A 24,658-nucleotide genomic window follows, 5' to 3' on the forward strand; every position below is an offset into this window, starting at 1 on the left:
TTCCCTAGACGGGAAGACATTTTGAAAAAAGAATGAGCGAATTGGACTCTCGGTGGGACTCAAGTAAACGAAGTTCTCATGTTTGCCCGGTTTGTACATACACTGCCGGTTTGTGATTCGATATACTCTTAGAGAGCATTCCCGGCGTCCCAGGTTGTATTTGAATTGGGGCAATGGTGTGTGATTACTATGGTTATCAAACGTAAGATTTTCCCTATCCAGCGATACCTTCGAAAGGAACAATTGATGTCGTCTACGGGGCATCAGCAACTCGATCAACAAGACCCGGAAGGTGATTCTACTGCGGGGACGCCGTCCCGATCAGGGAATCACAAATCCCGATTGCAGTTGATGCGCAAAGTGCGCAGGGGCCGTTTACGGCTGCCGATCACGTTGAGTGTGGTTCTGATGGTCATGAACGTCGCGTTGATGGTTTTCTGGATCATACTGGCGGCTCAAATTTACTGGTGGACTGCCCTGGCGATTGGCACGGCGGTATTTGTGTTGATTTTGGTTGGGCTGTCTCTATATCTGGTTTTGACGATTAAAGAAGTCCGCTTAAGTCAGCGACAGTCCGATTTTATTGATAGTGTGACTCATGAATTGAAGACGCCGCTTGCTTCACTCAGGTTGTATCTGGAAACGTTGCAGATGCGGTCGCTTACCGAAGAAAAGCGGGACGAATTTTATTCGACGATGAAAACCGAACTGGAGCGGCTGGATCACCTGATTTCCCAACTACTGGAAGTCAAACGCCTGGACGCGCTGGGGATGGAAACGGACCCGGAAGATATTCTGCTGGAGCCTTTAATCAGGCATTGTGCGCGTGTGGAATGTACTCGGCGGCAGCTGGAAGTCGATCAGATATTCGAATTTGATATTGAGCCAGCGTTGATTCATACGCGGCGGATCTTGCTGGAAATGATCTTTCGGAATGTGATTGATAATGCGATTAAATATGGCAGTAGCGAGCCTCGGATTCAGGTACAGGTGCGTGTGAGCAAAGGCGGTCGTGTGATTGCCCGTGTGATGGATAATGGCGAAGGTGTGGATCCTGAAATCCGCAAGGATATTTTCAAGATCTTCTATCGGGGCGAAAGTGAACTCGAACGACGAAAAACGGGCACTGGACTGGGCCTGTATATCGTACGGACGCTGGTGCATTTGCTGGGAGGAAAAGTGACCGTTCATGATCGACTGGATCAGCCCGGAAGTGTGTTTGCCATCGATTTACCGGGGAGAGCGGAGACATGAAGTTGCTGGTGGTCGAAGATGAAAAAGCACTTGCGCAAGGTTTAAAGTTTAACTTCGAACAGGAAGGTTATTCTGTTCTGACAGCCGAAGACGGGCCGACGGCGCTCAATTATTTTCGGGAATGTTACGAAACGGAGAAGGACAACATCGATCTCGTGATTCTGGATCTGATGCTGCCCGGGATGAGCGGTTATGAAATCGCCAAGGAGATCCGCCGGATTGATGAAGTGGTTCCGATTCTGGTGCTCAGTGCCCGCGAGCTGAGTGAAGATAAAGCCTATGCGTTTGACTGCGGCACCGATCAATATATGACGAAACCGTTTGCGCTGCCCGAACTGCTCAGTCGCGTCAAGAATCTACTGAAGCGTAAAAGTGTAGTTCGACCTGTGCCGGTCGAGACCAGAAAACTGCCGGCCCTCTATCATTTTGGCAATGTGACAGTTGATTTTGAAGCGTTTGAGGTTGAGGTCGATGGCGAACGAAAAAGTCTGACGAACCTTGAGTTACGACTGCTGAAATATTTTATTGAACACGAAGGCATGGTTTTGACGCGCACCCAGATTCTGGATGATGTCTGGGGCGAACAGTCGGCCTTCGTGACGACACGGACGATCGACAATTTTGTGCTGCGATTACGCAAGCTGGTAGAGAGTAATCCCGCCGAACCTGTACATATCGTTTCCGTACGCGGCGCCGGCTATCGCTTCATGCCGGAAGAGGCCTCAGAGTAATTGTTGTGAACAGTTGTGGTGTTTCTTAACTTGTTTTTGTGAGAAATGCCTGAAATTGCGAATTTTTTTTCGCTTTGACACAACTTTGACAATTCTATGACCTTTACCAGACACCTGATTCCGATCTTATGGATAGAATTCCGCTGAAGTGTGGGGATCAGTGAAACACGGATTTCTGCTGTAAATTATTCAGGGCACCTAATTATACGATGAGGGACATCATGGCGAGTGTCATTCTTGATCAACCAGCTGAGAAACAATCTGCTTTGTCTTCTCCTAAGAAATCAAAAAAACGCGAAGAGCGTGAGCAGATTATATCCAAATTTCATAAAGAGCATTTGAACTGGGGCAATGTGGACTGGGTCGTTCTGGTATGGATGGCAGGCATTCACATCGGTGCCGTGGCTGCTTTGTTCTTCATCTCCTGGCAAGCCATTGTGACCTGTCTGGTATTGCACTGGGCGACTGCCAGTATCGGCATTTGTCTGGGATACCACCGCTATCTGTCACACAAATCCTTTAAACTGAGACCCCCCGCGGAATTCTTTGTCTTGCTGTGTGGAGTGCTGTCCGGAGAAGGTTCGCCTTTGACCTGGGCTGCGACACACCGTTTGCATCATCAGAAATCAGACAAAGTCGGCGATCCACACTCCCCTTTTGAAGGAACCTGGTGGTCTCACCTGCTGTGGTTGTTCGTTTATCGTGATAGTGAACTCAACGAGAAATTTGCCGATCACTATATTCCTGACTTCAAAGATCGTCCACTGATTCAGTTCTTCGAAAAAACGTATCCACTGTGGTTGATTGGTTCCGGTTTTGCCATGTATGGAATCGGCTATGCCATGGGTGGCAACTATATGGGTTGGTCAATGCTGCTCTGGGGCCTGTGTGCCCGGATGGCCTTTGTTTACAACTCCACCTGGTTCGTAAACTCCGCGACTCACTTGTGGGGTTACCGAAACTATGAAACGACAGATCAGTCCAAAAACCTGTGGTGGGTGGCTATTGTCGCTTACGGCGAAGGCTGGCACAATAATCACCATGCTCATCCATCGGTCGCACCCGCTGGTCACCGAAAATGGGAAATTGATATTACCTGGTGGTCGATCCGCTTTCTGCGAGCCATCGGTCAGGCCTATGATGTCAACGATCGTATTCCTGAACAAAATGCGGAACCAGAAGTTGATCCGGAACCCGGCAAAAACGGGATTCTGGTCTCCAAGTAAACTGATCCGCTGAATGAAATATCCAAGCCATGACCGGTGAAAGCCAGTCATGGCTTTTTTTGTGACTGCAGCAACACATGGATGGGGGGGCTTCGCATAAAATTCGAAGTTGTCATAGACAACAGGAGGTGGCTGGGATCACGAGGGATTTCGATGAGGCTTGCCTATTGTGTATTCTTGTGATCGGTTGATCTATTTTTGATATGTAGGATTACCCTGGAACCTCCTGCTCGCTGCGCTCGGACCGAATTGCATTCGGTCCCACCCGCTGTTAGGTAATTCATTTCATGTTTGTCTGTCGCTAACAGATTCGTAGGGGAGGACCCATGTGTCCTCCCGCCTGGCGGCATTTAATTTTGAATCATACTTAGAACGGAGTCGGATTCGACTCTGTACGTCAACACACAAAGCAGATCAATTCCGCGGGGAGACACATGGCAGTTCTGTTTGTTTACGTTTCAATAATAATCAGATCAGTCTTTTCACGGATGCAAAAATCTAGCCACTCCAGATAGTCTTTTCTTGCAGGTAAAACGATTTCATTCCATTCTTTTATTTCTCTCTCAAGCATTTCGGGGGGTAGCCGTCCTACAGGTACAGGACATGACTCTTCATACGTTTCTTCAAGGCAACCGTCTATGAGTTCTCGTTCTTTCTTGATTTCTTCTAATGTTAAGTGTCCTATGTTTTCATCATGTGGAGGAAAACCAAACGGAGGATTATAGTAGCCGTCTAAGAGGCTAGGCTTGAGCCAGAGTGCGTCAATTGTGAGCGGACTTGTTAGCGATTCTCCTAATCCGTCCAGTCCTGTTCCAAAAAGATCACATAGCCACCAGAATTGCTTTAGCAGACAGCCATTTGTTTCGTCAGGGCCATCGCCGAGATTGAATATTTTTTTCATGATTTCTTCTTCATCTCGATAATACTCAACTTGTTCACTGGGGATTTCGTCATCGGGATTTAAGCCATTTTCCAGCTTAAGATCTTCAATAAAAAGTTGTACATATCCTTTTGCTTCTTCGGTGTCTAGATTCCTTATTGTTTCCAGTTCGATTGCATATGCACATGTTGATCGACTCATTGTAGAGTATTTCCTTAGACTATTGAGTATCTTTTGCGGTGGGTTTAGCTGTTTAGTAACACCGTAGATGTGATTACGAAATCTGTTCCAGATAACCCGGTCGCAATACGTCTTCGCACCATTGGGCGGCTAAGAGAAAATCGTCGAATTTATCGGGGTGACCTGTAATTTGAATTGCCAGTGGCAGGCCGGTTTCTGTAACGGTGACCGGAATGGAAAGGGTCGGGAAGCCGGTCAGACTCCAGGGGGCGTTCATGCTGGGGTTGCCGGTGGTGGTGAGGTCGGGGGCCGGTCCCAATGTGGCGGGGGAAATCAGAATTTCCGCGCGGGCGAAGCATCTCCGTGTGACTTGTCCGATCAGGTTTTGGTAGTCCAGGCAGCTCTCGTAGCGTTCTTGAGAGACCTCCCTGCCCGCGTCGAGAATCTGGCTGATCGCGGGGCCGTAGAATTCCTGGTTCTGTTCATAGTCTTCACCCAAATTCTGCGCCATTTCATATTGCATCAGATTCAGGTGATATTCGAGGATCGGTTCAAATTCCATCGGTAGCGTGGAGTCTCTGATGGCGGCACCGGCGGCTTCCAGTTTCGTTCGGACTATTTTTAATGCCTGTTGCATCGAGGCATCTGCCCTGCTCTCAAAGAAGTCGGTCAGCCAGCCAATTCGGGGGGCATCCGTGACGGGTTCGATCAATAGGGGTAGATAGGTGGCCTGGTCAGTCATGCCGTCCAGCATGATGACCAGATCAACAATGGAATGTGCCAGTGGGCCGATATGATCCAGATGCTGTGAAAGCAGGATCAGCCCCCGGCGATCGACCATACCGAACGTCGATTTTAAGCCAGCGACGCCGCAGAAGGAAGCGGGGCGGATGATGGAGCCACCGGTTTGTGTTCCGACGGCGGCCAGGCACATGCCGGCTGCGACGGCGGCTGCGGACCCGCTGGAAGAGCCGCCGGGCGTGTGCTCCTGATTCCAGGGATTGCGTGTGGGGGAAGGATCGAAACAGGCTAATTGTGTGGTGACCGTTTTGCCCGGGAAGATGGCCCCTTCCAGACGAAGATTTTCCACGATGGTGGCGTCGCGTGCTGCTGGCGTTTCATCGCGGCACTCTAAACCGCCCCGGGTGGGCATGCCTTTGACGTCGATGATATCTTTGATACCGACCGGTATGCCGTGCAGCGGGCCTCTCCAGCGTCCCCGTTGTAATTCCTGGTCGAGGGCGTCTGCCTGCTGGAAAGCGGCTTCACGGTCGAGGTGCGCCCAGGCGTGTAGAGTGGGGTCTTTTTCTTCGATATTCAGGAAGCAGTTTTCCAGGAGTTCGCGGCAGGAGAGTTCGCGGGTTTTGATGGCCTGCTGAACGTGGGCTATGGTTTGAGGGGGCGTCTGGAACAGATTCATAATCGATTTCTGATGCGTGAGTTAGGATTATTGCAGTATTTTGTGATTTTCGCTGATTCACAGCCGGAAATCAAATGGCAGTGGGTTGACGCTTGGAAATTTAGCTCCATAATGCATTGTTCAAGCGTTGATTCGCTATCTATCAGGGGGTGAAATGCTGTCTCCGAGTATGGTGGGGTAGTCGTTGACCGGGTCAGATCTTAATCGAAGCAGCCCACAATGGTTTATTTCAGGTATACGAGGAGGCAGCATTTCGCCCCTTTTTATTTATATCGACTCGTTCGCGCCTCTTGGTGCAAATCGGAACCGCTCTCTCACTGGATAAACAAACCTCTGTCACTTATTGTTAGTGGTTGTACAATCGGTTGATTGTTGTTTGTGAATCATTCTTGCCTCATTCTGAGTTCGATATCTGAAAACACACATGTCTGAAAAAGCAATACAGTACACAGTGTTGGCGCGCCGCTTCCGACCACAAAACTTCTCGGAAGTCGTGGGACAGGACATGGTTGCCAAAGCGCTGCAAAATGCAATTCGCTCTGATCGGGTGGCGCATGCCTATTTATTTACCGGCGCGCGGGGTGTGGGCAAAACGTCGATGGCCCGGATTCTGGCGAAAGCCTTAAACTGTCCAAATTCTCTGGATGGAATCCCCTGTGGAGAGTGTGAAGTCTGCCAGAATATCTCGGTAGGCAGCGATGTCGATGTGCTGGAAATCGACGGTGCATCTAATCGCGGTATCGATGATATCCGTTCGTTGAGAGCGAATGTCAACGTGCGGTCGATGCGATCGAAGTATAAGATTTATATCATCGACGAAGTGCATATGTTAACAAAAGAGGCGTTCAATGCTCTGTTAAAGACGCTGGAAGAGCCGCCTCCGAATGTGAAGTTTATCTTCTGTACCACCGAGCCAAATAAGCTGCCAGATACGATCTTATCCCGCTGTCAACGCTTTGATTTTGGCTATATTGAAGAGAATAGCATCTGTGATCGTCTGAAACAGATTGCCGAAGTTGAGCAGGTCAGCGTGGCTGATGATGCGATTCAGCTTGTGGCCCGCCGCGCCGGCGGTTCGATGCGGGACAGCCAGTCGATTTTTGATCAACTGCTCTCTTTTGGTGAGTCAGATTTGACGGCGGAAAGTGTGCATCGGATTCTGGGAACCGCCAGTGATGAGCGGTTGATTGAGTTGGTCGATGCCTTGATTGAACGCAAGCGAAATGTGGCGTTATCGCTGTTTGACGCGGCGTTGAATTCGGGCGTGCAGCTCAATGAATTTGTGGATCAGTTGCTGAATTATTTTCGGGACTTATCGGTCGTCGCCACGGGCGCGAATGAGGTCACTCTGCTGGCCATTTCCGAAATCAATCGTAACAGTTTGCAGAGACAGACAGAGGTTTGGGGAATTCAGACCTGTCTGGCAGCATTTCAGATTCTGAACGAAGCACGAAATAAGATGTTTCGCGCCAGTCATGGGCGGGCACTGGTGGAATTAGCATTGATTCGCATTTCGCTGCTGGAAGATCTGGACCAGTTATGTACCTTTATTGCCTCTGCCGGAAAGCTGCCTGCTGTCGTTTCTGCCTCGCGAGTCCCCATGCAGCAGGCGTCTCTGGGTGCGTCATCGGGTGCGTCTCCTGTAAGGTCACCGGAAAGGCCGCCTGAAAACTCAGCTCCGCCCGCTCCTGCACCTGCTATCGAGACGAGTCCAGCCGCTGATTCTGGGACTCCCGATCAAAAAAAAATTGAAAAAAAAAATGAAAGTCAAGCGGTTGTAGCGTCAAATTCAATTGAAAGCCCTGTTGCTACCCAGGAGCTAGTTCCATTTCAGGCCGGGATGGAAAGTTTATTATTGACGCAACTTGTTGATGTCACAGAGGATTCGTTAAAAAGCTCTCTGAAGGGAGTGGAGTCAATAGCAATTTCTGGGCCGAAACAGCTGGATTTGCAATTCTCCAAGAGCTATAATTTTGCGAAACAGTACTGTGAGCGTCCCGAAATGTTGAGTCAACTGGAACGCTCGCTGGAAAAAGTGACGGGAGAGCGAATTAAAATTCACCTGACCGTGAAGCAATCCGTGACTTCGTCCGACAATTCAGAAGACAAACCGAGCAAGCCTTCGATGGCACAACAACGAGCTGAGCAACGGGATTTAGCGCCTGCCTCAGACGATTTTCTGCAGGATGCACTATCGGTGTTTAATGCTCAGAGTGTGCGAGTTGATGTCTTGAAAATGCAAACAGAAGATAAAAAAGAGGATTCGTGACCATGTTCAAAGGACTGGGAAATATCGCCGGCATGATGAAACAGTTTTCAGAGATGCAGGGCAAAATGCAGGAAATGCAGGAAAAACTAGGTCAGCTTCGTTTTGAAGGTTCTGCCGGTGGCGGAATGGTTAATGTTGAGGCAAATGGCCAGCAAAAAATTCTGGGTTGCAAGATTGATCAAACTCTTTTCGATAGTGGCGACAAAGAAATGATTGAAGATCTTCTGATTGCCGCGTCGAATCAGGCTTTGGATAAAGCGCGTGAAGGTGCCGCTGAAGAGATGTCGCAAATCACGGGGGGGATGAATATTCCGGGGCTGGAAGATGCATTGTCAAAATTCAATCCGAATGCTTAGTGCGTTACTTTCCTGTTTCAAGTTTTCCGACCTGACTGCTGCTACAGGTCTGACGTTCTTAAGTTTTTAAAGAGTCAATGTTATGTCGTCACGTGGAAGAGAGAGCCAGTCTCATCCTTATGGGCCCAGTGTCGGTCAATTGATCGATCAGTTTGCCACGCTTCCCGGTATCGGTCGAAAATCGGCAGAGCGGCTTGCGCATTATATTCTGTCGGTACCAGAGCCAAAGGCACGTCAACTGGCCGATGCGATCCTGGCGGTCAAGCAGTCAGTGCGTCACTGTTCGGTTTGTTACAATCTTACCGAAAATGAAGTCTGTAGTATTTGCTCAGATTCCCGGCGTGATAAAAAGCTGGTGTGTGTGGTTGAGCAGCCTCGGGATGTTGTTTCACTGGAAGCGACGAGTTCCTTTCAAGGCGTCTTTCATGTACTGCAAGGTCGCATTTCTCCACTGGAAGGGATTGGTCCAGAGAATCTTACGATTGACGCTCTGGTTCGTCGTGTAAGACAGGATGGGGTGACCGAAATTATCATGGCAACGAATCCAACGCTCGAAGGGGATGGAACGGCCTTATATATTTCCAACCTGTTGGAAAATGATAATGTCGAAATAACCAGACTGGCTCGGGGAATCGCCTCCGGAAGTGTGCTAGAGTTTGCTAATAAAGAGATGTTGTCCGATGCGCTTCAGGGACGGCAGAGATTTTAAATATTCGATTTTCATTTTTTTCACTTTTCTAAATACGACAACGATGAGTACGGATTCGGATAATACATGCATCTGAATATTTCACAACAAATGAAGCTGGGCCAGCAAATGAAGCTGGCTCCCCGCATGATCCAGTCGATGGAAATTTTGCAGCTGCCCTTACAGGCGCTGGAAGAACGGATCGACGAGGAGCTGGCTGAGAATGTCTGCCTGGAACGTGTGAGCGAGAACGAGAATACGCCCGATACGGAATCGGAGATGATGAAGGATCAGGCGGATGCTGATTCCAATAGTTCCGACCTCGATGAAAAAGAAATGGTTGCCGGCAGCGAGGAGAATAACGAGTCGGACTTCGAACGTTTGCTGGAGATGGCAGAACAGTGGCCGGAAGACAATGTGACTTCTGCCACAAAACCGTCTTCGAATCGAATCAGCGACGATATGGAACGCAGTAACGATGCGGTTGCGAATATCTCCGAACGTCAGCAAACCATCAATGAGTACCTGCTTGAGCAGTTCCATTTCTTCAACTGCCCGGCGGAATTGAAGGAATTTGGCGAGTATCTGATTCAGAACCTGGATCATAACGGCCGATTGCAAAGTTCGTTACCAGAGATCGTGCAGGTTTACGGCAAACACATTTCACAAGAGCAGGCAGAAGCGGCTCTACACCTGATTCAAAAATGCGATCCTCCTGGTGTGGGTGCACGGGATCTTAGGGAATGTTTACTGTTACAGTTGAAGCCCGATGCTCCGTATCGTGATATGCTGGTGACTCTGATTAGCGCGCACCTGGAAGATCTGGGGCAGAATCGGCTGCCGGTGATTCAGCGTAAAACTGGTTATTCAATCGATATGATCAAGAACGCAATGTCCTATTTGCGTTATCTGGATCCGTTTCCGGGGCGCGGTTTTGAATCAGAACCGGTCTTGAAAGTGACGCCAGATATCTTTGTCAAACTTGATGAAAAGGGCAAGTATGTCGTTGAGTTGGAAAACGAATACACGCCCCCACTACGCATCAGCCGGCGGTATGCGGAGTTGTTACGAAATAAGACCGACGATCAGACCAAGGATTACATCAAGAAGAAAATTGACTCCGCGAAGTGGTTGATTGAAGCAATTGAGCAGCGGCACAGTACCTTGAAACGCGTGGCGCAGGCGATTGTCGATTTTCAGATTGATTTCCTGAATAACGGCCCTGAGCATATTGTGCCTTTGAAGATGCAGCAGATTGCTGACGTCGTGGGCGTGCATGTAACGACGGTTTCTCGCGCCGTCGATGATAAATGGATTCAGACGCCACGTGGGTTGTATCCCCTCAAACGCTTCTTTGGAGGGGGAACTAAAACCTCTGAAGGGGAAGATGTCGCCTGGGGCATCATTCGCCTGAAGCTCAAAGAGATCATTGAAGTGGAAGACAAGAACAAGCCGCTTAGCGATGATGCACTTGTGGAAGCACTGTCCAAAGAAGGTTACAATCTGGCACGTCGAACCGTTACGAAATATCGCAAGGCGATGAATATTCCTTCCTCAAGGCAACGTCGCGAATATTAAGTCTGGTTGTCCCCTGCTCTGTTTGCGGCTCTCAAAACTACGACGTTGAAAGCTTTTGAACGACCCTCCATGTTCCACGGTGTCTCCTTGATACGCCTCTGATCGCCCACGAACGTCATTTGATAGACCCGTTTTAATAGTGATCAGAGTGAAGTTCCCGGTCGTGTCTCTTGCTCAAAATCGGCTTGATCCAGTGGGATTTATGGTGCTGAAATCCACAGGTGCATCGATCTGCAGGATGCTTACTCGCGCGCACGACGCATGTCACATAATTTAAGCAGAGGCGTGAGCCGGTCAAGGTGATCAAGAAAGCGTATTGAAGTTCAGTCAATTCGCGGTCAAAGGCAGTCGTGAGCAAGTCAATCTGATCTCAGAATCGGGTTTGGAGTATGATCAGAGTTCGTGTTTCCACCCTGAATCTTCAAGTGTAGTTTGAGAACCATCGGGGTGTTGAAGAATGGCGGTTAGTCGAGAGGAGATTTCGCCGATCTGTGTTAAGTTGATCGACAGCGGGTTTTGGTTGAGTAACTGTTTTCCGTCTTCGGGAGATAGAGTGAACAGTAGCTCGAAGTCTTCTCCGTCAGAGAGTGCACGCTTCAGGCGTACTTGATTTGAATCGTCCGATGAAAGTCTGTTGCTGATCGGGATGGTAGTGGCATCCAGAATCGCACCGACGTTGGATTCGCGGAGAATGTGCTGCAGATCTGAGGTGAGACCATCGCTCAGATCAATCATGGAATTGAGGGAGACAGTTTGATTCAGGATTAAGGCTTCATTGATACGAGGGGTAAATGTGAGATGATGAGCAGGCAGGCTGCCGCCTAATTCGCCTGTCACAAAGATCCAGTCTCCGGGCATGGCACCGGAGCGTTTGATTGACTTGGATTCAGGCGCGATTCCGATGATGGCGACATTGATAACCAGAGGGCCGTCCCAACTGTTTGTGTCGCCGCCGATCAATTGAACCTGGAATTCATTTGCGAGATCAATGATCCCCTGCATGACGGCTTTCGCGAATTCAGGGCCTTTTGATTTTGGTAAGGCGAGGCTGATAAGAGCCGAGTGAGGTCGGCCGGCCATCGCGGCAATGTCGCTCAGGTTCACTGCCAATGCTTTACGGCCTGCACGCTCGGGCGTTGCTGATGGAAACGTGAAGTGAGTGCCTTCCATCAGCATATCTGTTGCGAATAGCAGTTCACAGTTGAGGGGCGGTTGTAGAATGGCAGTATCATCGCCAATGCCGATGAGATTCGCTTTTGAATTGGGGCATTGGGCACGAATCCATTGAATGAGATCAAATTCGTGAAATGAGGTTGCCATGATTTCAGTCGATGTATCAACAGAAAAGAGAAGTCATTGTGATTTCTAAAACGGTAACTCAATTGACGTTCATTATATCATAGCAGACCGATCTTGTTTCTGGCGAGTCCAAGGGCTGTTAGTCTCGCTAAAAAAAGAACCCGACACACATCCAAAAATCTGTGTCGGGTTGATGGATCAGTTTGATAAACTGAGCTATGGTTCTAGGGGGTGCCGGTGAGGTTCAGCGGCAAGTGTCCGTAAAGGGTTTCGTTTTTACGGAGAATGTAAAACTTAAGCGGGTTGAAATTGGGAAGTTTTGAATTACTCAACACATATGAAATGTTACTGAGATTTACAGTTTCCCAAATATGGAGCCCGACCAGGATATCGCCTCTTCGCATTCCGTTCATAGCGGCGGGGCTTTGTGGGCGAACTTCCTCAATCAGCATGCCACCCTCGTAGCGTGGGTTGAGCATGTGTTTTTGAGTATCTGAAATTTTCGTAATACGAATCCCCAGTACTTCCCAGGTCTTTTCAAGCGTTGGGTCGTTTGAGATTTCGTTGTTTTGTGCTCGAACTATGGGAGCACTTACCGGTGTTGTTCGTGCGACTGTCGTGACATCAGCCAGAGTGATTTGAACTGACTGGGTTTTCTCGTCGCGACGAATCAGCAGATCAATCGTATCGCCTGGCTTGTGTCCCATTAAGGCACGTTCCAGGTCGGCACGGTCAACCACATTCACGGAACCAGCTTTCATGACGATGTCATCTTTTTTGAGGCCGGATATATCTGCCGGGCTATCTTTTTCGGGGCTTCCGAGCACAAGCATCTGCTTGTCACCCTGTTTGATATCATTCGCCAGGATGCCATGGTATGTGTGATCAATTAACTCGGTGCTGATCAGATCGGCGATAATCTTTCGTGCGTCATCAATGGGAATCGCAAAGCCGATACGCTGGGCACCGGCTCGAATGGCAACGTTGATGCCGACGACTTCCCCATCCAAATTCAACAGTGGGCCGCCACTGTTACCCGGGTTGATGCTGGCATCGGTCTGGATTAGATTTCTGTATGATTGCTTCTCGTTGACTTCGACATCGCGAGACAACGAACTGATGATTCCGGAAGTCACGCTATGCTCGTATCCAAAAGCGTTTCCGACTGCTATTACGGTTTCCCCCAGCATTAAATCTGATGAGGTTCCCGGCGGCATTACCGTCAGTTTTTTTGTCGGATTGATTTTGATGATCGCCAGATCTTCGCTCTGGTTCGAAGAAATAATCCGCGCGTTGTAGTTACTGCCATCTATCATGGTTACGCGGAGTGAATCGACTCCGTCGATGACGTGATGATTGGTTACGATATATCCTCTGGGATCAACTATGATTCCAGTGCCCATACCGTTCACTTTTCGACTTTTTCCGGAACCGAAAAGTGAGTCTTCTGAACGGGCTGTTTTCTCGCTGTGGATATTCACCACAGAAGTTTTAGCACGTTCAATAGCGCGAACCAGTGGTGTCTTGCGTACATCGGACGCTATACTGTTCTCGCAGAATGCACCTAATCCTGTGACAAGCATCATGGCGCACAGTGTGAGTTTATAAAAGCACTTTATCATTCGGTGGCTCAGTTCATCGAGGTGGCGGTACGAGTAATCGCGTGTCCTAGTTCCATCTACCGACCGGAGACGATCCATCAATACTCCGTAGAACTGAATATCGGATTGAACTCTTTTGTGTCTTAATCATGAACGAACTCTCTGGAATAGTTTACCTAGTTGATAAGGCGTCAGAATGGGTAAGGTGTGCGGGTTGTTTGGCTGGATGTTTCAGGAATTCGAGAGCGAAAATGAAAATGACTCATGAATTTCTGTTACGGTGAGTCAGTGATACAGCAATTGGAACCAATTGTGCGTAAGTTGAGCCGTGATCTCATCCTGAGAGGGTCTACTTGAGCTGAAATTTACAGTTTTTGGAAAATCTCAAGTTTCTTTTGTAACTCAATTATTTGCTCCGCGGGCGCTTTTTGAATTGCTTTCGTGAGGGATTTCACTGCTAGGTCAGCCTGTTGGTTTTCTCGATACGCGGTTGCCAGAGTATCGAGCATGTTCCAATCCGCAGACTGCGTCAGTTCGCAAGCCTGTTCCGCATGTGATACCGCTGCTTTGGGATCTCGAAACTTCGTGTCCGGGCAGGTCGCGTAGAGCCAGGCTAAATCGTTATGCGCCGTCGCTGAAGAGGGATTGAGTTCCAAGGCTCGCTGATAGTCATTAACGGCCGATTCGTACTGTTGCTTCTGTTCCCAGAGCGTGGCCCGGTTGTTGAATACTTCTGATACGAACTTGTTGGTTTTGATCGCCTGATTGAAATCCTGCAGTGCCTGATCGAGTTGATTCAGACTGCGATACGCAATTCCCCGCGCATTGAGCGCCGAGACCATCTGGGGGTTGAGACGAATGGCTTCGTTAAAATCAGCGATGGCTTTCTGGGGCTGTTCATTTTCAAAATAAGTCAAGCCGCGAATATGAAACGCGTTGGAGCTGGAGAGATCGAGTTGAATGGCCTGATTGAGGTCTGTCAGTGCTTTCGCGTAATCCCCTTTCAAACGCCAGATGTTTCCCCGGTTCACATAGATATGTGGGTTGTCTGTTTTGAGTTTGATCGCCGCGTTAAAATCAGAGAGGGCCTGTTCATAGTTTTTGAGAACCTGAAAGGCGATCCCTCTAAGATGATGGCGTTCGGCAGTCGGTTTTGTTTCCAACGCCTGATTTAAGAACTTGACCAGTTCCTCAGGTGATCTGACATCGGTTTGCTTGATCCAGCCTGCCAATAAAGGAATCCAAAGCCATTCCTTGTTTTTCTGTGTGACTAGAACGACTTCACCGGGGCTGACTTTCTGAAGCGTGCCTCCACTGGTTTTGATTTCCGCATCTTTTGCTGTCACGATTCTGATGCGGGGCTGAATTTGAGGGGCTTCCGCACTCAATGCCAAATCTGGACAAAAGCCGACATGGCAGGCAAGGATCAGCAGTAGTGGGTTCGTTTTCAATTCGGTCGGCATTGATAGAGATCCAAGGTTAACTAACGATCAAACTCCGTTGATTTGTTAGTTTTTTGATATAAGTGGTATAATTCGTAGAATTCCTATATTAACATGGTATCCTATAGGCTCGTACAACACTTTCCCAAACTTAAAGGGAATTTGAAAACGGAAAATTTCAATTTATTCGGATCACGCAGTTTAAAATAGCGATGAGGGGGGAAGAAAGTGAATCAGTCGATTAGAGTAGTGTGTGCTATGGCAGCCATCTTGCTGGTAGGCTCCACAGTTCAGGCTGGGAAATGCAAATCCCAGCAGTGTTGTGTGAGTGCGGCACCTTGTCTGAGTGGTTGTAACCCGTGTGCGACGATGGCATGTAAGCCCGTATGCCAGACCATCGAGCAGACTGTCATGGTCCCTGAAATGGTGACGGAAGTACGTAGGGTCAAATGTACAGAGTACCGGACAGAAACTCGCCAGCGGGATATCACGATTTATGAACGCATTCCGGAAACCCGGGAAGTCACTCAGGCCTATACTGTTTTTCGTCCGGAAACACGCACACGCACGGAAAAATATGTAGCCTGCAAGCCGGTCTGGAAGACTTCACAGAAGACTTATACTGTCAACGTTCCTTACTATGAGTCACGCACAGAAACACGTCAAGTAAAAAAAACATTCTGGAAAGATGTCACTCAGGAATTCACGGTCAACGTGCCTTACACTGAAAAACGAACCGGAACGCGTCAGGTTCAAAAAGTAGTCATGAAAGATGTCGTACAGGAATATTGTGTTAATGTTCCTTACACGGAAAAGCGTCAGGGAACACGAACTGTGATGAAATGCGTTCCCGTAAAACGTTTTCGTACGGTTTGTGAAAATCAAGGCCACTGGGAAGATCGTCCGATCCAATCGGCGTGCCCTGCTCCGGCCTGTGGTAATTGCGGAACTTGTGGCGACTGCTGCCAGACTGCTTGTGCTCCTGTTTGCACTCAACGTGTCTGGGTTCCGAAATTTGTACAGAAGAAAGTGGAATATACTTCGTACCAGCAGCAGTGCGAGCAGGTGCCTTATACTTATGAAGTTCAACTTTGTAAGCCAGAAAAACGAACCCGCACTATGAAAGTGTGCGAAACCGTTTGCGTGCCTGAAAAATATACGTATGAAGTTCAGTTGTGTAAGCCGGAAAAACGGACTCGTACGATGAAAGTCTGCGAAGTCAAATGCGTTCCGCAAGAGTATACTTATCAGGTCAAGCTTTGTAAGCAGGAAACGAGAACCTGTGATGTGCAAGTTTGCTCTTACGTTAAAGAAGAAAAAACACGTCAAGTCAACTATACCGTCTGCGTGCCTGAGCAAAAGACATGCACTCGCAAGATCACCGTTTGTAAGCGTGTGCCGAAAGTCGTTCAGCAAAATTATACGGTTTGTGTTCCTTACACAGTCGAGAAAGAGATTCAAGTCCAGGTCTGTCGGCAGATTGCCAAAAAAGTCCTGGTACAGGTTCCAGTCTGCTCTGCTTGTGATACAGGCTGTTCAAAGTGTAAATAAGTAAAAAATGAGGATCGCTTCGGCGTTCTTCCCTGTCAGATACAAGCCTCATACTTTCGGGTATGAGGCTTTTTTTATAGACTGACTATCAGAGTTGACCACTTTTCGCTTTATCAATGAGAAACCTGATGCCCGAATCTTCTTCGCAGTTCACTAAGCCGGCACGATTCACAGACGAGTTTGAACGTTTAATCACGACCATTTCCGAGTTAGCGCAAGGCAGCGAATCAGAGCATCTCTGGCCTGCTGAAGCATGGGAGTCGCTGAAGCAGGCGGGAGTCCTGGGCTGGAATGTGCCGCTGGAATTTGGCGGAACCGATTTGAATTCAGTCGAGATGACCTACGGCTACATCAGACTGGCCGAAGCCTGTTTGACTACGACGTTTGTACTGACTCAGTTCAACGCGGCCTGTCAGAGGATTAACTGGTCGGAAGACCGGAATCTGAAAACGAATGTGTTTAATGAGTTGGTCTCGGGGGGCAAATTCGCCACGGTGGGAATTTCACATCTCACCACATCACGACAGCACATCAGTAAACCAACAGTGACAGCAACCAAAACCTCAGCAGGCTGGTTACTCGACGGATTTGTTCCCTGGGTGACCGGAGCCGTGCATGCCGATTACATTGTGACGGGAGGCGTTTGTGAAGATGGAACGCAAATTCTCGGACTGGTGAGCACCGATTTTCAGGGTGTCGAACCGCAACCGCCGATTGATATGTTAGCAATGACAGGATCGCAAACAGGCGCCGTTAAACTCAATCAGGTGACGATTCCCGATGAGAATTTGATCGCCGGTCCCGTGGAAAAAGTGATGAAACGTCCTGATGGTCAGGGAGGCGCTGGTTCGTTAACGACATCTGCGTTAGCACTAGGCGTCGCCCGTCGAGCGATTTCAAAACTGAAAGAAGAAGCCGAAAAACGGCCGGATCTGCTTGAGATATTTAACCCGCTCCAGGCAGAGTATCAAGGCATCTTTGATGAGATGTTTGATACACTCGCAGCGGGAACCCTGAATGGTTCGATTTCCGAGAAGATTCGCGAACGCTCCAACTCGCTGGTACTCCGCGCTTCGCAAGCCTTGCTGGCGGCTGTCAAAGGCGCCGGGTTTGTCAAAGGTCACCCCGCAGAACGGGCGATTCGCGAGGCAATGTTCTTTCTCGTCTGGTCCTGTCCGCAGCCTGTAGTGCAAGCCAACATGCGAGAATTTGCTTGCGTGCTCGATTGATCCGTTTGTTCTTTACCAGCTATTTCTCGCCAGCCAGTGCTTCTGCCAGATTGATGACATGATCCCTGACACGGCGCAGTGCGTTCAACGTCGCCGTATATGAGACATTGATATACGGGTCGACCTTCTCTGCCGACAGATAATCCAGATGCTCGCGCTGTAACGTTTTTACTTTGTGCTTGATCTCATTTCCGGAACGGACAGTCGCAGAGACAATGTCTGTATTTTCCTGTTTGTAGGCATTGGTCACATGGTTTAACTGTTGTTCCACCATGCTGAGCAGATCCAGTAAAGAGTTGTTGTGGGTTTCATCAAAGGCTCTACCCTGCTTGTTCAACTTCAGTCTGAATTTAGCGATTCGCTCCAGGTAATCGCTGACGGATTCATACTCATCTGCCATTCTCAACTGGCAGCGTCCTTTGGAAATCACTTCCTGAGGCAGGTCCATAGCCAGCAAATGAGTGATATATGTGGTGATCTCATCCTGCATCCGATCCAGCTCTTCTTCATGTTCAAAGAGTTTATCGACATCTTGGGGATCTGGTGTTTCCTGAGAGAGAATCCGATACAGAATCTGAATCATTTCATCACACCGGACTCCCATTTTGATCACTTCTCCGCGCGATTGATCAATGGCGAGGACTGGTGTTTCCAGGATGCGGATATCCAGGCTTCTCAGGTGAGCGACTTCCTGGGGTTGATCTTTGACGATCCGGGTCAGCAAAGTTGCGATCTTCCCGGCAAAGGGAAGGAAGACGATGGTGTTGACAATATTAAACACGGAGTGTGTCGCTGCAATCGCGAATACACAACTGGGATAAGTGGCCTCCCCGTTGACCATGACTACTTTGGTCACATCCACATCGATCAGCCACGGTATAAATTCGACATACCAGAAAAAGATCGTCGAGATCCAGATGACCCCGGTAATGTTAAAGAGTACGTGGAAATAAGCTGCGCGGCGGGCGTTGGTGGTCGCGCCCAGCGAGGCAAGCAACGCGGTAACGGTGGTCCCGATATTTTCTCCCAGTACCAGTGCCGCTGCGGTTTCGAAGGGAATCAGCCCGGTGACCGCCAGCGAAATCGTAATCCCCAATGTCGCTGAGGAAGATTGAACGAGTACCGTTAAAATACACCCCACGAGCATACACTGATACAAGCCGAGATAGCTGTTTGCCGTAAAGTGAAGAAACCATTCCTGGAACTCAGGCAGATCTTTCAGGAATTTACAGGCCTCTTTCATGAGCTGTAAACCAAAGAAGACCATGCCGACGCCCATGATCGCCAGAGCCGTATAACGCAACTTTTCACGTTTGGAAAATAGGTAGACGAAGGCAGAGACACCCAGAATCGGCAGCCCGTATTTGCCAATTTTCAAAACCAGAATCCAGCCGGTCACTGTCGTGCCAACATTGGCGCCCATGATCACACCGATGGCCTGTGTCAGCGACATCAGCCCGCCATTCACGAACCCCACGGTCATCACCGTTGTCACAGAACTGGACTGCACCAGCACGGTCACCAGAAAGCCAACGATGATCGCCAGGACACGATTATTGGTGACTGCCCCGATCAAGCGCCTCAGGCTGGCACCCGCAATCGATTGCAGCCCCTGGGACATGTATTTCATTCCCAGGAGGAAGATCCCCAAACCTCCAATGAGGGTGGTCGTCATTTCAAACATGGTATTTTTTGGACCCTGTTGTTTTTTTCTCGGCCCAGATTGTGGAAACAGGGCCGAATGGAATGGTGTTCATTTGTTTTGAAGCATGTTAAGATTTTGCCTATTTATTATGAAGATCTGTTAATAATACAAGCCTGTAGCCGGACTGTCTTTCAACTCAGCACTAAAATTATGCTGCTGGTCCTTGTGAGATCACGTGGTTGACGGTAAATCAGTTCATAGACATACTTGGGAATCTAAGTCAGAGCCAATAACTGGCTTAAAAACGAACCTGTTCAAGTGATCTGATCCCAAAATTTGCCCCCGTAGCTCAATTGGATAGAGTGCTGGCTTCCGAAGCCAGAGGTTGCTGGTTCGAGCCCAGCCGGGGGTATTTTCACGAGTACCACTTCCCGGTCCAGTTCCATTTCTGCAGTCAGAACGCGTGTTCCCAGTTCGATGTTCACTCCTGAATATCCAGCACCGCCTGCTGAAAAAATCCGACTTGACGGCAACGTGCTCAGCGGGATGATCATGCGGAGATCACGTCGCGCACGTGAGAGAGCACTACTGGTTCAGCTGACGTTCCTGAACCGCTGAGAAAATCAGCACTATGAAACCCACTCGTTTCAGCCCGATTTTCCAAACCCCTGCTCACTCGCACCTCACTTATCAAACGACATCGCAACGCTTCGCACCACCTTCCCGTAGCTTCGTAAAGACTTCCCAGGCTATCACAGGTCGTTCGAAAGCAATATTTGTCATTCCCCATTGACTTTTCCACGCCCTTGAAGATGGTCTGCATCACAAATATTGTATTTTCATTCCAACCATGGGGAGGCCCGAATGTAAATTCGGTCCGAGCGCAGCGAGCAGGAAATAGACTGATCGACATACAACAAAAAATCACAAATCCATCCTCAAAAAAGTAGGGGCGAGACCCATGTGTCCGCCCGCCTGGCGACGTTCGATCCCAAATCACTGTAAGAGCGGAACCAGATATCAGCTTCACAAGACCACGCCGCCCACACAAAACATAAACACCCCGGCACCAGCCGCCGTTTAAATGTCAAACAGCAATCCAAACCAACCGCAGGAGGAATCCTACCAGATATCATCAGCACCAACTCAGATGAACATTCCGCAGTATTGGGACAGGCTCAGAAGTAAAGCAGTCAATTTGTTGAGGCTCGGCGCGAAGTCCAAATGATTGTCTCTATGTGGATAAAAGAACAGACCCGGTTGACATGCCACTTTAACACTGTACAGTTTTGTGCACTGTATGTGGGGCGATGCTCGTGTCACTTTATTTTGCATATCTTCTTTACCTGGTAAGGGACAAGTAAATGGAGAATAGCCAAGAGAGCGTTCAGAAGTCTTTCGACGAAGTGATTGAGGCATATAAGATGCTTTTGGAGTTTCAGAAATGGACCTATGATACATATCAGCGCGATGCCCGGCTTTTCCTGACGATTGAAGTCGTTGTACTTGGACTCGTCGCTTCTTCGCTTTCCGGGGGAAGCACCAATTCACTCTTATCTCTCTTGATGATCGCTATCGCCACGGGTTTTGGGATTTTCCTGACCGTCGCCTGGGCATCGCGGCAGCAGCGTGAATTTTACATGTCAAAAGGAAGATTAAATCGTCTTCGGGAACTGGAAGAATCACTCCCAGAGAGCTTTCGGTACTTCTCGACAACGTATCGAAAGTCACGTGAAGATTGCGAGGCCGTTTCGTGGCTACCGGTATTGGGTAAAAGAATGTGTTTGTTACCCCACATCTATCGAAATCAAGCGTTCCTGAGAAGCCTGATTCTACAACAGGCATTTCTGTTCCTGTGGTTCATCGTTGGCGGTTTCGTCATCATCAAGTTGATCAGCAGTTAAGAGAACATTGAGAATTAATTCAGAGGGCCAGGACTCTATATTTTATTATAGAAAAACGGCCCTGTTTGTTTGCCCCCTCTGAAATGAAGGAAACTCGCATGCCCCATCCCATGATTAAGAAATGTTCAACTCCTTCAAATAAAATAAAAATGGAGTTTCTATGGTCCAATACAAGTACTAAGAATTTCTTTTACTTTGAGGGACCAGCACTCTCTCCGGATGGCACGCAGTTCTGTTTTACCGAATTTGAACTAAGGAAAGGTACCATTTATAAAATAGACTCAGCAATGTTGAAACAGGGACCATTGAGTTCGCCACCTCCTGTTCTTTATCAGGGCGAAGTTTGCAATGGCCTGAAGTTTGATTCTCAGAAACGTCTCTGGGCATGCCAGATGTCGAGTCCTTCACGTATCGTTGAAGTGGATTTGATTACCGGGAACTTGACGAAGCGTGTGACCCAATTCGAAAACAAAGAATTCAATTGTCCGAATGATATCGTGATAGATGAGCAACATCATGGAGTCTATTTTACAGATCCTAAGATTCCATTTTTCCCTGCAAAAAAGCCTCAAAAAAAAGAACGAGTCTATTTCCATCGGGATGGTGTTGCTGACCCTGTTCCCTGTCTGGAAAAAACCAGGATCGAGTTCGCACTTCCCAACGGAATTGAATTACAAAAGGATTCAAACGGGAATAGCAAATATCTCTATGTGGCAGACTCGTTTAAAAAACTGGTCTGGCGTTTTCTGATCACTGGCCCCGGCCAGCTGGAAGAGGGAGCGATCTTTGTGGAATTTCCGGAACGTCCTGTAGATGGCATGGCGATTCATCCGAATGGAGATCTCTATGTTACCTCGGGAAACTATATTTACGTGATAGATCCAAATGGAAATCGCCGTGATTGTTTTTGTCCGGATCCGAAAGATACGGATTTGAAACCATCCAATTTGTGCTTCCTGGATCAAGAAAGTTTCGTCGTGACAAGTTATAAGAAAGGTGAAGGGAAGCTCTATCTAGGAAGAATCAAGTGATCACAAATTAAAGCAACGGATCGTCCTGTTGAGGTTTAGAGAATCGTGGTAGGGGCAGAATTAAAGGGTCTGGTCTCGGTTTATCTGGACCTGACCCCTTAAAGCTCTTCACGAACGAAATAAACAGGACACAGGTTTCAGGTAATGAAAAACAATCATCCAGAGACTGCTACTCGGTTTCGGTAGATTCAACCCGCTTTGCCAGTTCTTTGCATTCGCGATAGGTTAGTTTGAAGTGGTAGCGTAGTACGCGAAAGAGGTTTTGTTGATTGTCTCGTTGTCCGTTTGGTTTGATGCGCAGGTGCCGATAGAGTGCTTCGGGGCCTGCCGAAATCGCCTGTTTCAGTTGTACCAGATATTCGCGCTGCTCGTCTGAAAGCCCCTGAGCCCCCAAACGATGCCGCTTTGTCAGTTGTGCAATTTCCTCAAGGGCTGCTTTGCCAAACTCCGGGGCCGATTGGATCACAGTGTGCCACCAGTTTGCGGTCCTCTCCTGGCGGTCGCGGATGGACTGTATCGCTTTGACCGAAGGCTTTCCGAGTAACATGCGGCGCAGTGAGCTGAAATTGTAGCCGTCGGGGACAGCGACACATTGGCCGGCATTTCCCAGTTGCACGAATTCCTCAGGCGTGGTGCAGTAAGTCACGTTTTCGGAGCAGACATCACAGAAACGAACGCGGGGCGTATCGGTGGGAGTCAGTTCCGCCCACCGTTTGGGACAGAGATTGGAAAACGCATGTTCGCAATTCCATAACTCTGAATCCAGGTTATTTAGCAGATCAGCCATGAAACTAAGCTTAGTCTTGCCTCATAAATATTGATAGAGTGAATTTGAATTTGTCTAGCGAGAAAACGGATCCAGGAATCAGATTTCCTGCTGTTATGCTCCCCTGCCTCAGATCAACTCTCTAATCGGGGCGCCGTGCGGCAGGATGGGCATGGGGCGGCCGCTGCGGTCGAGGAATTCATGGTTCTGGTCGATTCCCATAAAGCGGTAAACGGTTGCCAGGAGATCGTTGGGATCGAGCTTATTGTCTTTGGCGTATTCTCCCTTGGCGGTGGTCGAGCCGATGACCTGGCCCATCGGGGCGCCGCCTCCTGAGACGAGCACCGACATCGCGCCCGGCCAGTGGTCGCGGCCCGGTTGCATGACTTTGCTTTTGGTTCCCGGTTGAACGGTAATCCGCGGCGTGCGGCCGAACTCACCCGAGACGACGAGCAAAACTTTCTTATTCAGGCCGCGGGCATAGATGTCTTCGATCAAAGCGGAAACGGCACGGTCGAACGGCGGCATGCGGACTCCCAGATCGTAATACAAATCGCCGTTAATCGCGTGGATGTCCCAGTTGGAATGGATGCGGTTTTTCTGTGTGCCGGGGACGTCGGGGTTATTCATATACATGGTGACAAAACTGCTGCCGGCTTCCACCAGCCGTCGGGCGAGTAATGCACGCTGGCCCCATTTGTGACGGCCGTAGCGGTCGCGTGTGGCATCACTTTCTTGTGTGAGATCAAATGCCAGCCGTGCTTTTTCGCTGGTTAACAGACCGAGCGCCTGTTGGTTGATGTCATCCATGGACTCCATCGAGCCGTTCAAGTCGATGTCTTTTCGCATTTTGTCAAATGCTTTTAACAGCTCCACACGATCATCGAGGCGATTTTTCAATCCATTGGATAACGACAAATTCGGAACCGAATAACCCGGGGCACCAGGATTGCCGCCGACGACAAATGGCATTGACGATTCACCCAGGTAGGCACTGCCCCCGCCATACGCGCGGGCCGAACTGGCGACGTAGTTGGGCACCCCGACATTCCGGTGCTCTCGCATCTTGGAAACAATCGGGCCGACCGTGGGGAATTCGGAAATCGGATTGACGCTCTGCGTTTTTCGACCACTCAGGAAGCGGACCGAGCCACGCGCGTGTTGGGAATCTTCATGAGAAATCGAACGGATGATTGAAAACTTGTCTGCCACCCTGGCATGCAGCGGCAGCAGTTCACAGATTTCAATACCCGGCGCATTGGTCGCGATGGGGTTGAGCTGCCCTCGATAATCACTGGGAGCGTTCGGCTTCATGTCATACGTTTCCATATGACTGGGTCCGCCTAGTAGCCAGATGAAGATGACCGCGGTATCGTCGTTTGAGTTTGTGGCACTGCGGATGGAATCGGCCAGCGCGCGGCGGCGGAGCAAGTCTGATAATCCGAGCCCCCCAAGTGCCAGATAACCCGCTTCCAGAAAGCTGCGTCGAGACAGGGGGCCGGGACAAAAGACGGACTGATCAGGACTCATGAAGATACCTCTATACAAGAGAAACGCGTTCGGAGTGTATCAGGTCTATGGGGTAGTGCTGTGGAGGGAATCTGAATT

At 49.0% G+C, this 24,658-nt stretch carries 19 protein-coding genes and 1 tRNA gene; 12 read left to right on the forward strand and 8 right to left on the reverse strand.

Going from position 1 to position 24,658, the window contains the following annotated elements; translation table 11 throughout:
- Positions 1-246 precede the first annotated feature (246 nt).
- The 3 genes from AAC022_RS02560 to AAC022_RS02570 all read left to right on the forward strand — a co-directional run bounded on the left by AAC022_RS02560 (position 247) and on the right by AAC022_RS02570 (position 3,211).
- The gene (locus AAC022_RS02560; protein WP_339727675.1) at positions 247-1,254 is read left to right on the forward strand and encodes a HAMP domain-containing sensor histidine kinase; all 1,008 of its coding nucleotides are present in this window, start codon (positions 247-249) and stop codon (positions 1,252-1,254) included.
- Positions 1,251-1,985: a response regulator transcription factor gene (locus AAC022_RS02565; protein WP_339727677.1), complete on the forward strand. Its 735-nt coding sequence runs from the start codon at positions 1,251-1,253 to the stop codon at positions 1,983-1,985. Before AAC022_RS02560 ends, AAC022_RS02565 begins: the two co-directional genes overlap by 4 nt.
- Before the next feature lie 221 nt (positions 1,986-2,206).
- Positions 2,207-3,211 carry a fatty acid desaturase gene (locus AAC022_RS02570; RefSeq protein WP_339727679.1) on the forward strand — a complete coding sequence of 335 codons (1,005 nt, stop codon included), beginning with the start codon at positions 2,207-2,209 and terminating at the stop codon, positions 3,209-3,211.
- 451 nt (positions 3,212-3,662) lie between these two features.
- On the opposite strand, the gene AAC022_RS02575 is transcribed toward AAC022_RS02570, so the two are convergent.
- Positions 3,663-4,292: a hypothetical protein gene (locus AAC022_RS02575; RefSeq protein ID WP_339727682.1), complete on the reverse strand. Its 630-nt coding sequence runs from the start codon at positions 4,290-4,292 to the stop codon at positions 3,663-3,665.
- Positions 4,293-4,365: 73 nt separating this feature from the next.
- A complete protein-coding gene (locus tag AAC022_RS02580; RefSeq protein WP_339727683.1) occupies positions 4,366-5,691 on the reverse strand; it encodes an amidase in 1,326 nt (441 codons plus the stop codon).
- A gap of 424 nt (positions 5,692-6,115) precedes the next feature.
- Between AAC022_RS02580 and dnaX the strand changes: the two genes are divergently transcribed.
- From dnaX to rpoN, 4 genes are all read left to right on the forward strand, one after another.
- Positions 6,116-7,960, forward strand: a complete 1,845-nt coding sequence (dnaX, locus tag AAC022_RS02585) for a DNA polymerase III subunit gamma/tau (RefSeq protein WP_339727686.1) — start codon at positions 6,116-6,118, stop codon at positions 7,958-7,960.
- Positions 7,961-7,962: 2 nt separating this feature from the next.
- Positions 7,963-8,316, forward strand: a complete 354-nt coding sequence (locus AAC022_RS02590; RefSeq protein ID WP_339727689.1) for a YbaB/EbfC family nucleoid-associated protein — start codon at positions 7,963-7,965, stop codon at positions 8,314-8,316.
- A gap of 82 nt (positions 8,317-8,398) precedes the next feature.
- Entirely contained in the window at positions 8,399-9,025 is a 627-nt protein-coding gene (recR, locus tag AAC022_RS02595) for a recombination mediator RecR (RefSeq protein ID WP_339727692.1), read from the forward strand.
- Positions 9,026-9,091: 66 nt separating this feature from the next.
- Positions 9,092-10,582, forward strand: coding sequence for an RNA polymerase factor sigma-54 (gene rpoN, locus AAC022_RS02600; RefSeq protein ID WP_339727694.1), 1,491 nt, complete (start codon positions 9,092-9,094; stop codon positions 10,580-10,582).
- A gap of 393 nt (positions 10,583-10,975) precedes the next feature.
- Here rpoN and AAC022_RS02605 read toward each other — a convergent pair whose 3' ends face one another.
- The 3 genes from AAC022_RS02605 to AAC022_RS02615 all read right to left on the reverse strand — a co-directional run bounded on the left by AAC022_RS02605 (position 10,976) and on the right by AAC022_RS02615 (position 14,945).
- Positions 10,976-11,902, reverse strand: a complete 927-nt coding sequence (locus AAC022_RS02605; RefSeq protein ID WP_339727696.1) for a thiamine-phosphate kinase — start codon at positions 11,900-11,902, stop codon at positions 10,976-10,978.
- A gap of 203 nt (positions 11,903-12,105) precedes the next feature.
- Entirely contained in the window at positions 12,106-13,284 is a 1,179-nt protein-coding gene (locus AAC022_RS02610; protein ID WP_339727698.1) for a trypsin-like peptidase domain-containing protein, read from the reverse strand.
- A gap of 563 nt (positions 13,285-13,847) precedes the next feature.
- Positions 13,848-14,945 carry a tetratricopeptide repeat protein gene (locus AAC022_RS02615; RefSeq protein WP_339727700.1) on the reverse strand — a complete coding sequence of 366 codons (1,098 nt, stop codon included), beginning with the start codon at positions 14,943-14,945 and terminating at the stop codon, positions 13,848-13,850.
- A gap of 237 nt (positions 14,946-15,182) precedes the next feature.
- On the opposite strand from AAC022_RS02615, the gene AAC022_RS02620 reads away from it, so the two are divergent.
- Together AAC022_RS02620 and AAC022_RS02625 are read left to right on the forward strand one after the other, a co-directional pair.
- Positions 15,183-16,475 (forward strand): hypothetical protein, encoded by a 1,293-nt coding sequence (locus AAC022_RS02620; protein ID WP_339727702.1) that lies wholly within the window; start codon positions 15,183-15,185, stop codon positions 16,473-16,475.
- Between the two features lie 128 nt (positions 16,476-16,603).
- Positions 16,604-17,704: an acyl-CoA dehydrogenase family protein gene (locus tag AAC022_RS02625; protein ID WP_339727704.1), complete on the forward strand. Its 1,101-nt coding sequence runs from the start codon at positions 16,604-16,606 to the stop codon at positions 17,702-17,704.
- Between the two features lie 19 nt (positions 17,705-17,723).
- Here the strand turns inward: AAC022_RS02625 and AAC022_RS02630 are convergent, their stop codons facing one another.
- Positions 17,724-19,388, reverse strand: a complete 1,665-nt coding sequence (locus AAC022_RS02630) for a Na/Pi cotransporter family protein (protein WP_339727705.1) — start codon at positions 19,386-19,388, stop codon at positions 17,724-17,726.
- Positions 19,389-19,687: 299 nt separating this feature from the next.
- Between AAC022_RS02630 and AAC022_RS02635 the strand changes: the two genes are divergently transcribed.
- The 3 genes from AAC022_RS02635 to AAC022_RS02645 all read left to right on the forward strand — a co-directional run bounded on the left by AAC022_RS02635 (position 19,688) and on the right by AAC022_RS02645 (position 22,284).
- Positions 19,688-19,761 (forward strand) — tRNA-Arg (locus AAC022_RS02635).
- A 952-nt stretch (positions 19,762-20,713) separates the two neighbouring features.
- The gene (locus AAC022_RS02640) at positions 20,714-21,253 is read left to right on the forward strand and encodes a hypothetical protein (protein ID WP_339727707.1); all 540 of its coding nucleotides are present in this window, start codon (positions 20,714-20,716) and stop codon (positions 21,251-21,253) included.
- Positions 21,254-21,351: 98 nt separating this feature from the next.
- Positions 21,352-22,284 (forward strand): SMP-30/gluconolactonase/LRE family protein, encoded by a 933-nt coding sequence (locus tag AAC022_RS02645; RefSeq protein ID WP_339727709.1) that lies wholly within the window; start codon positions 21,352-21,354, stop codon positions 22,282-22,284.
- Positions 22,285-22,453: 169 nt separating this feature from the next.
- Here the strand turns inward: AAC022_RS02645 and AAC022_RS02650 are convergent, their stop codons facing one another.
- Positions 22,454-23,071, reverse strand: a complete 618-nt coding sequence (locus AAC022_RS02650) for a hypothetical protein (RefSeq protein WP_339727711.1) — start codon at positions 23,069-23,071, stop codon at positions 22,454-22,456.
- A 108-nt stretch (positions 23,072-23,179) separates the two neighbouring features.
- Positions 23,180-24,580, reverse strand: a complete 1,401-nt coding sequence (locus tag AAC022_RS02655) for a DUF1501 domain-containing protein (RefSeq protein ID WP_339727712.1) — start codon at positions 24,578-24,580, stop codon at positions 23,180-23,182.
- Between the last annotated feature and the right edge of the window lie 78 nt (positions 24,581-24,658).

The sequence above is a fragment of the uncultured Gimesia sp. genome, assembly GCF_963976445.1.
Lineage (GTDB): Bacteria > Planctomycetota > Planctomycetia > Planctomycetales > Planctomycetaceae > Gimesia.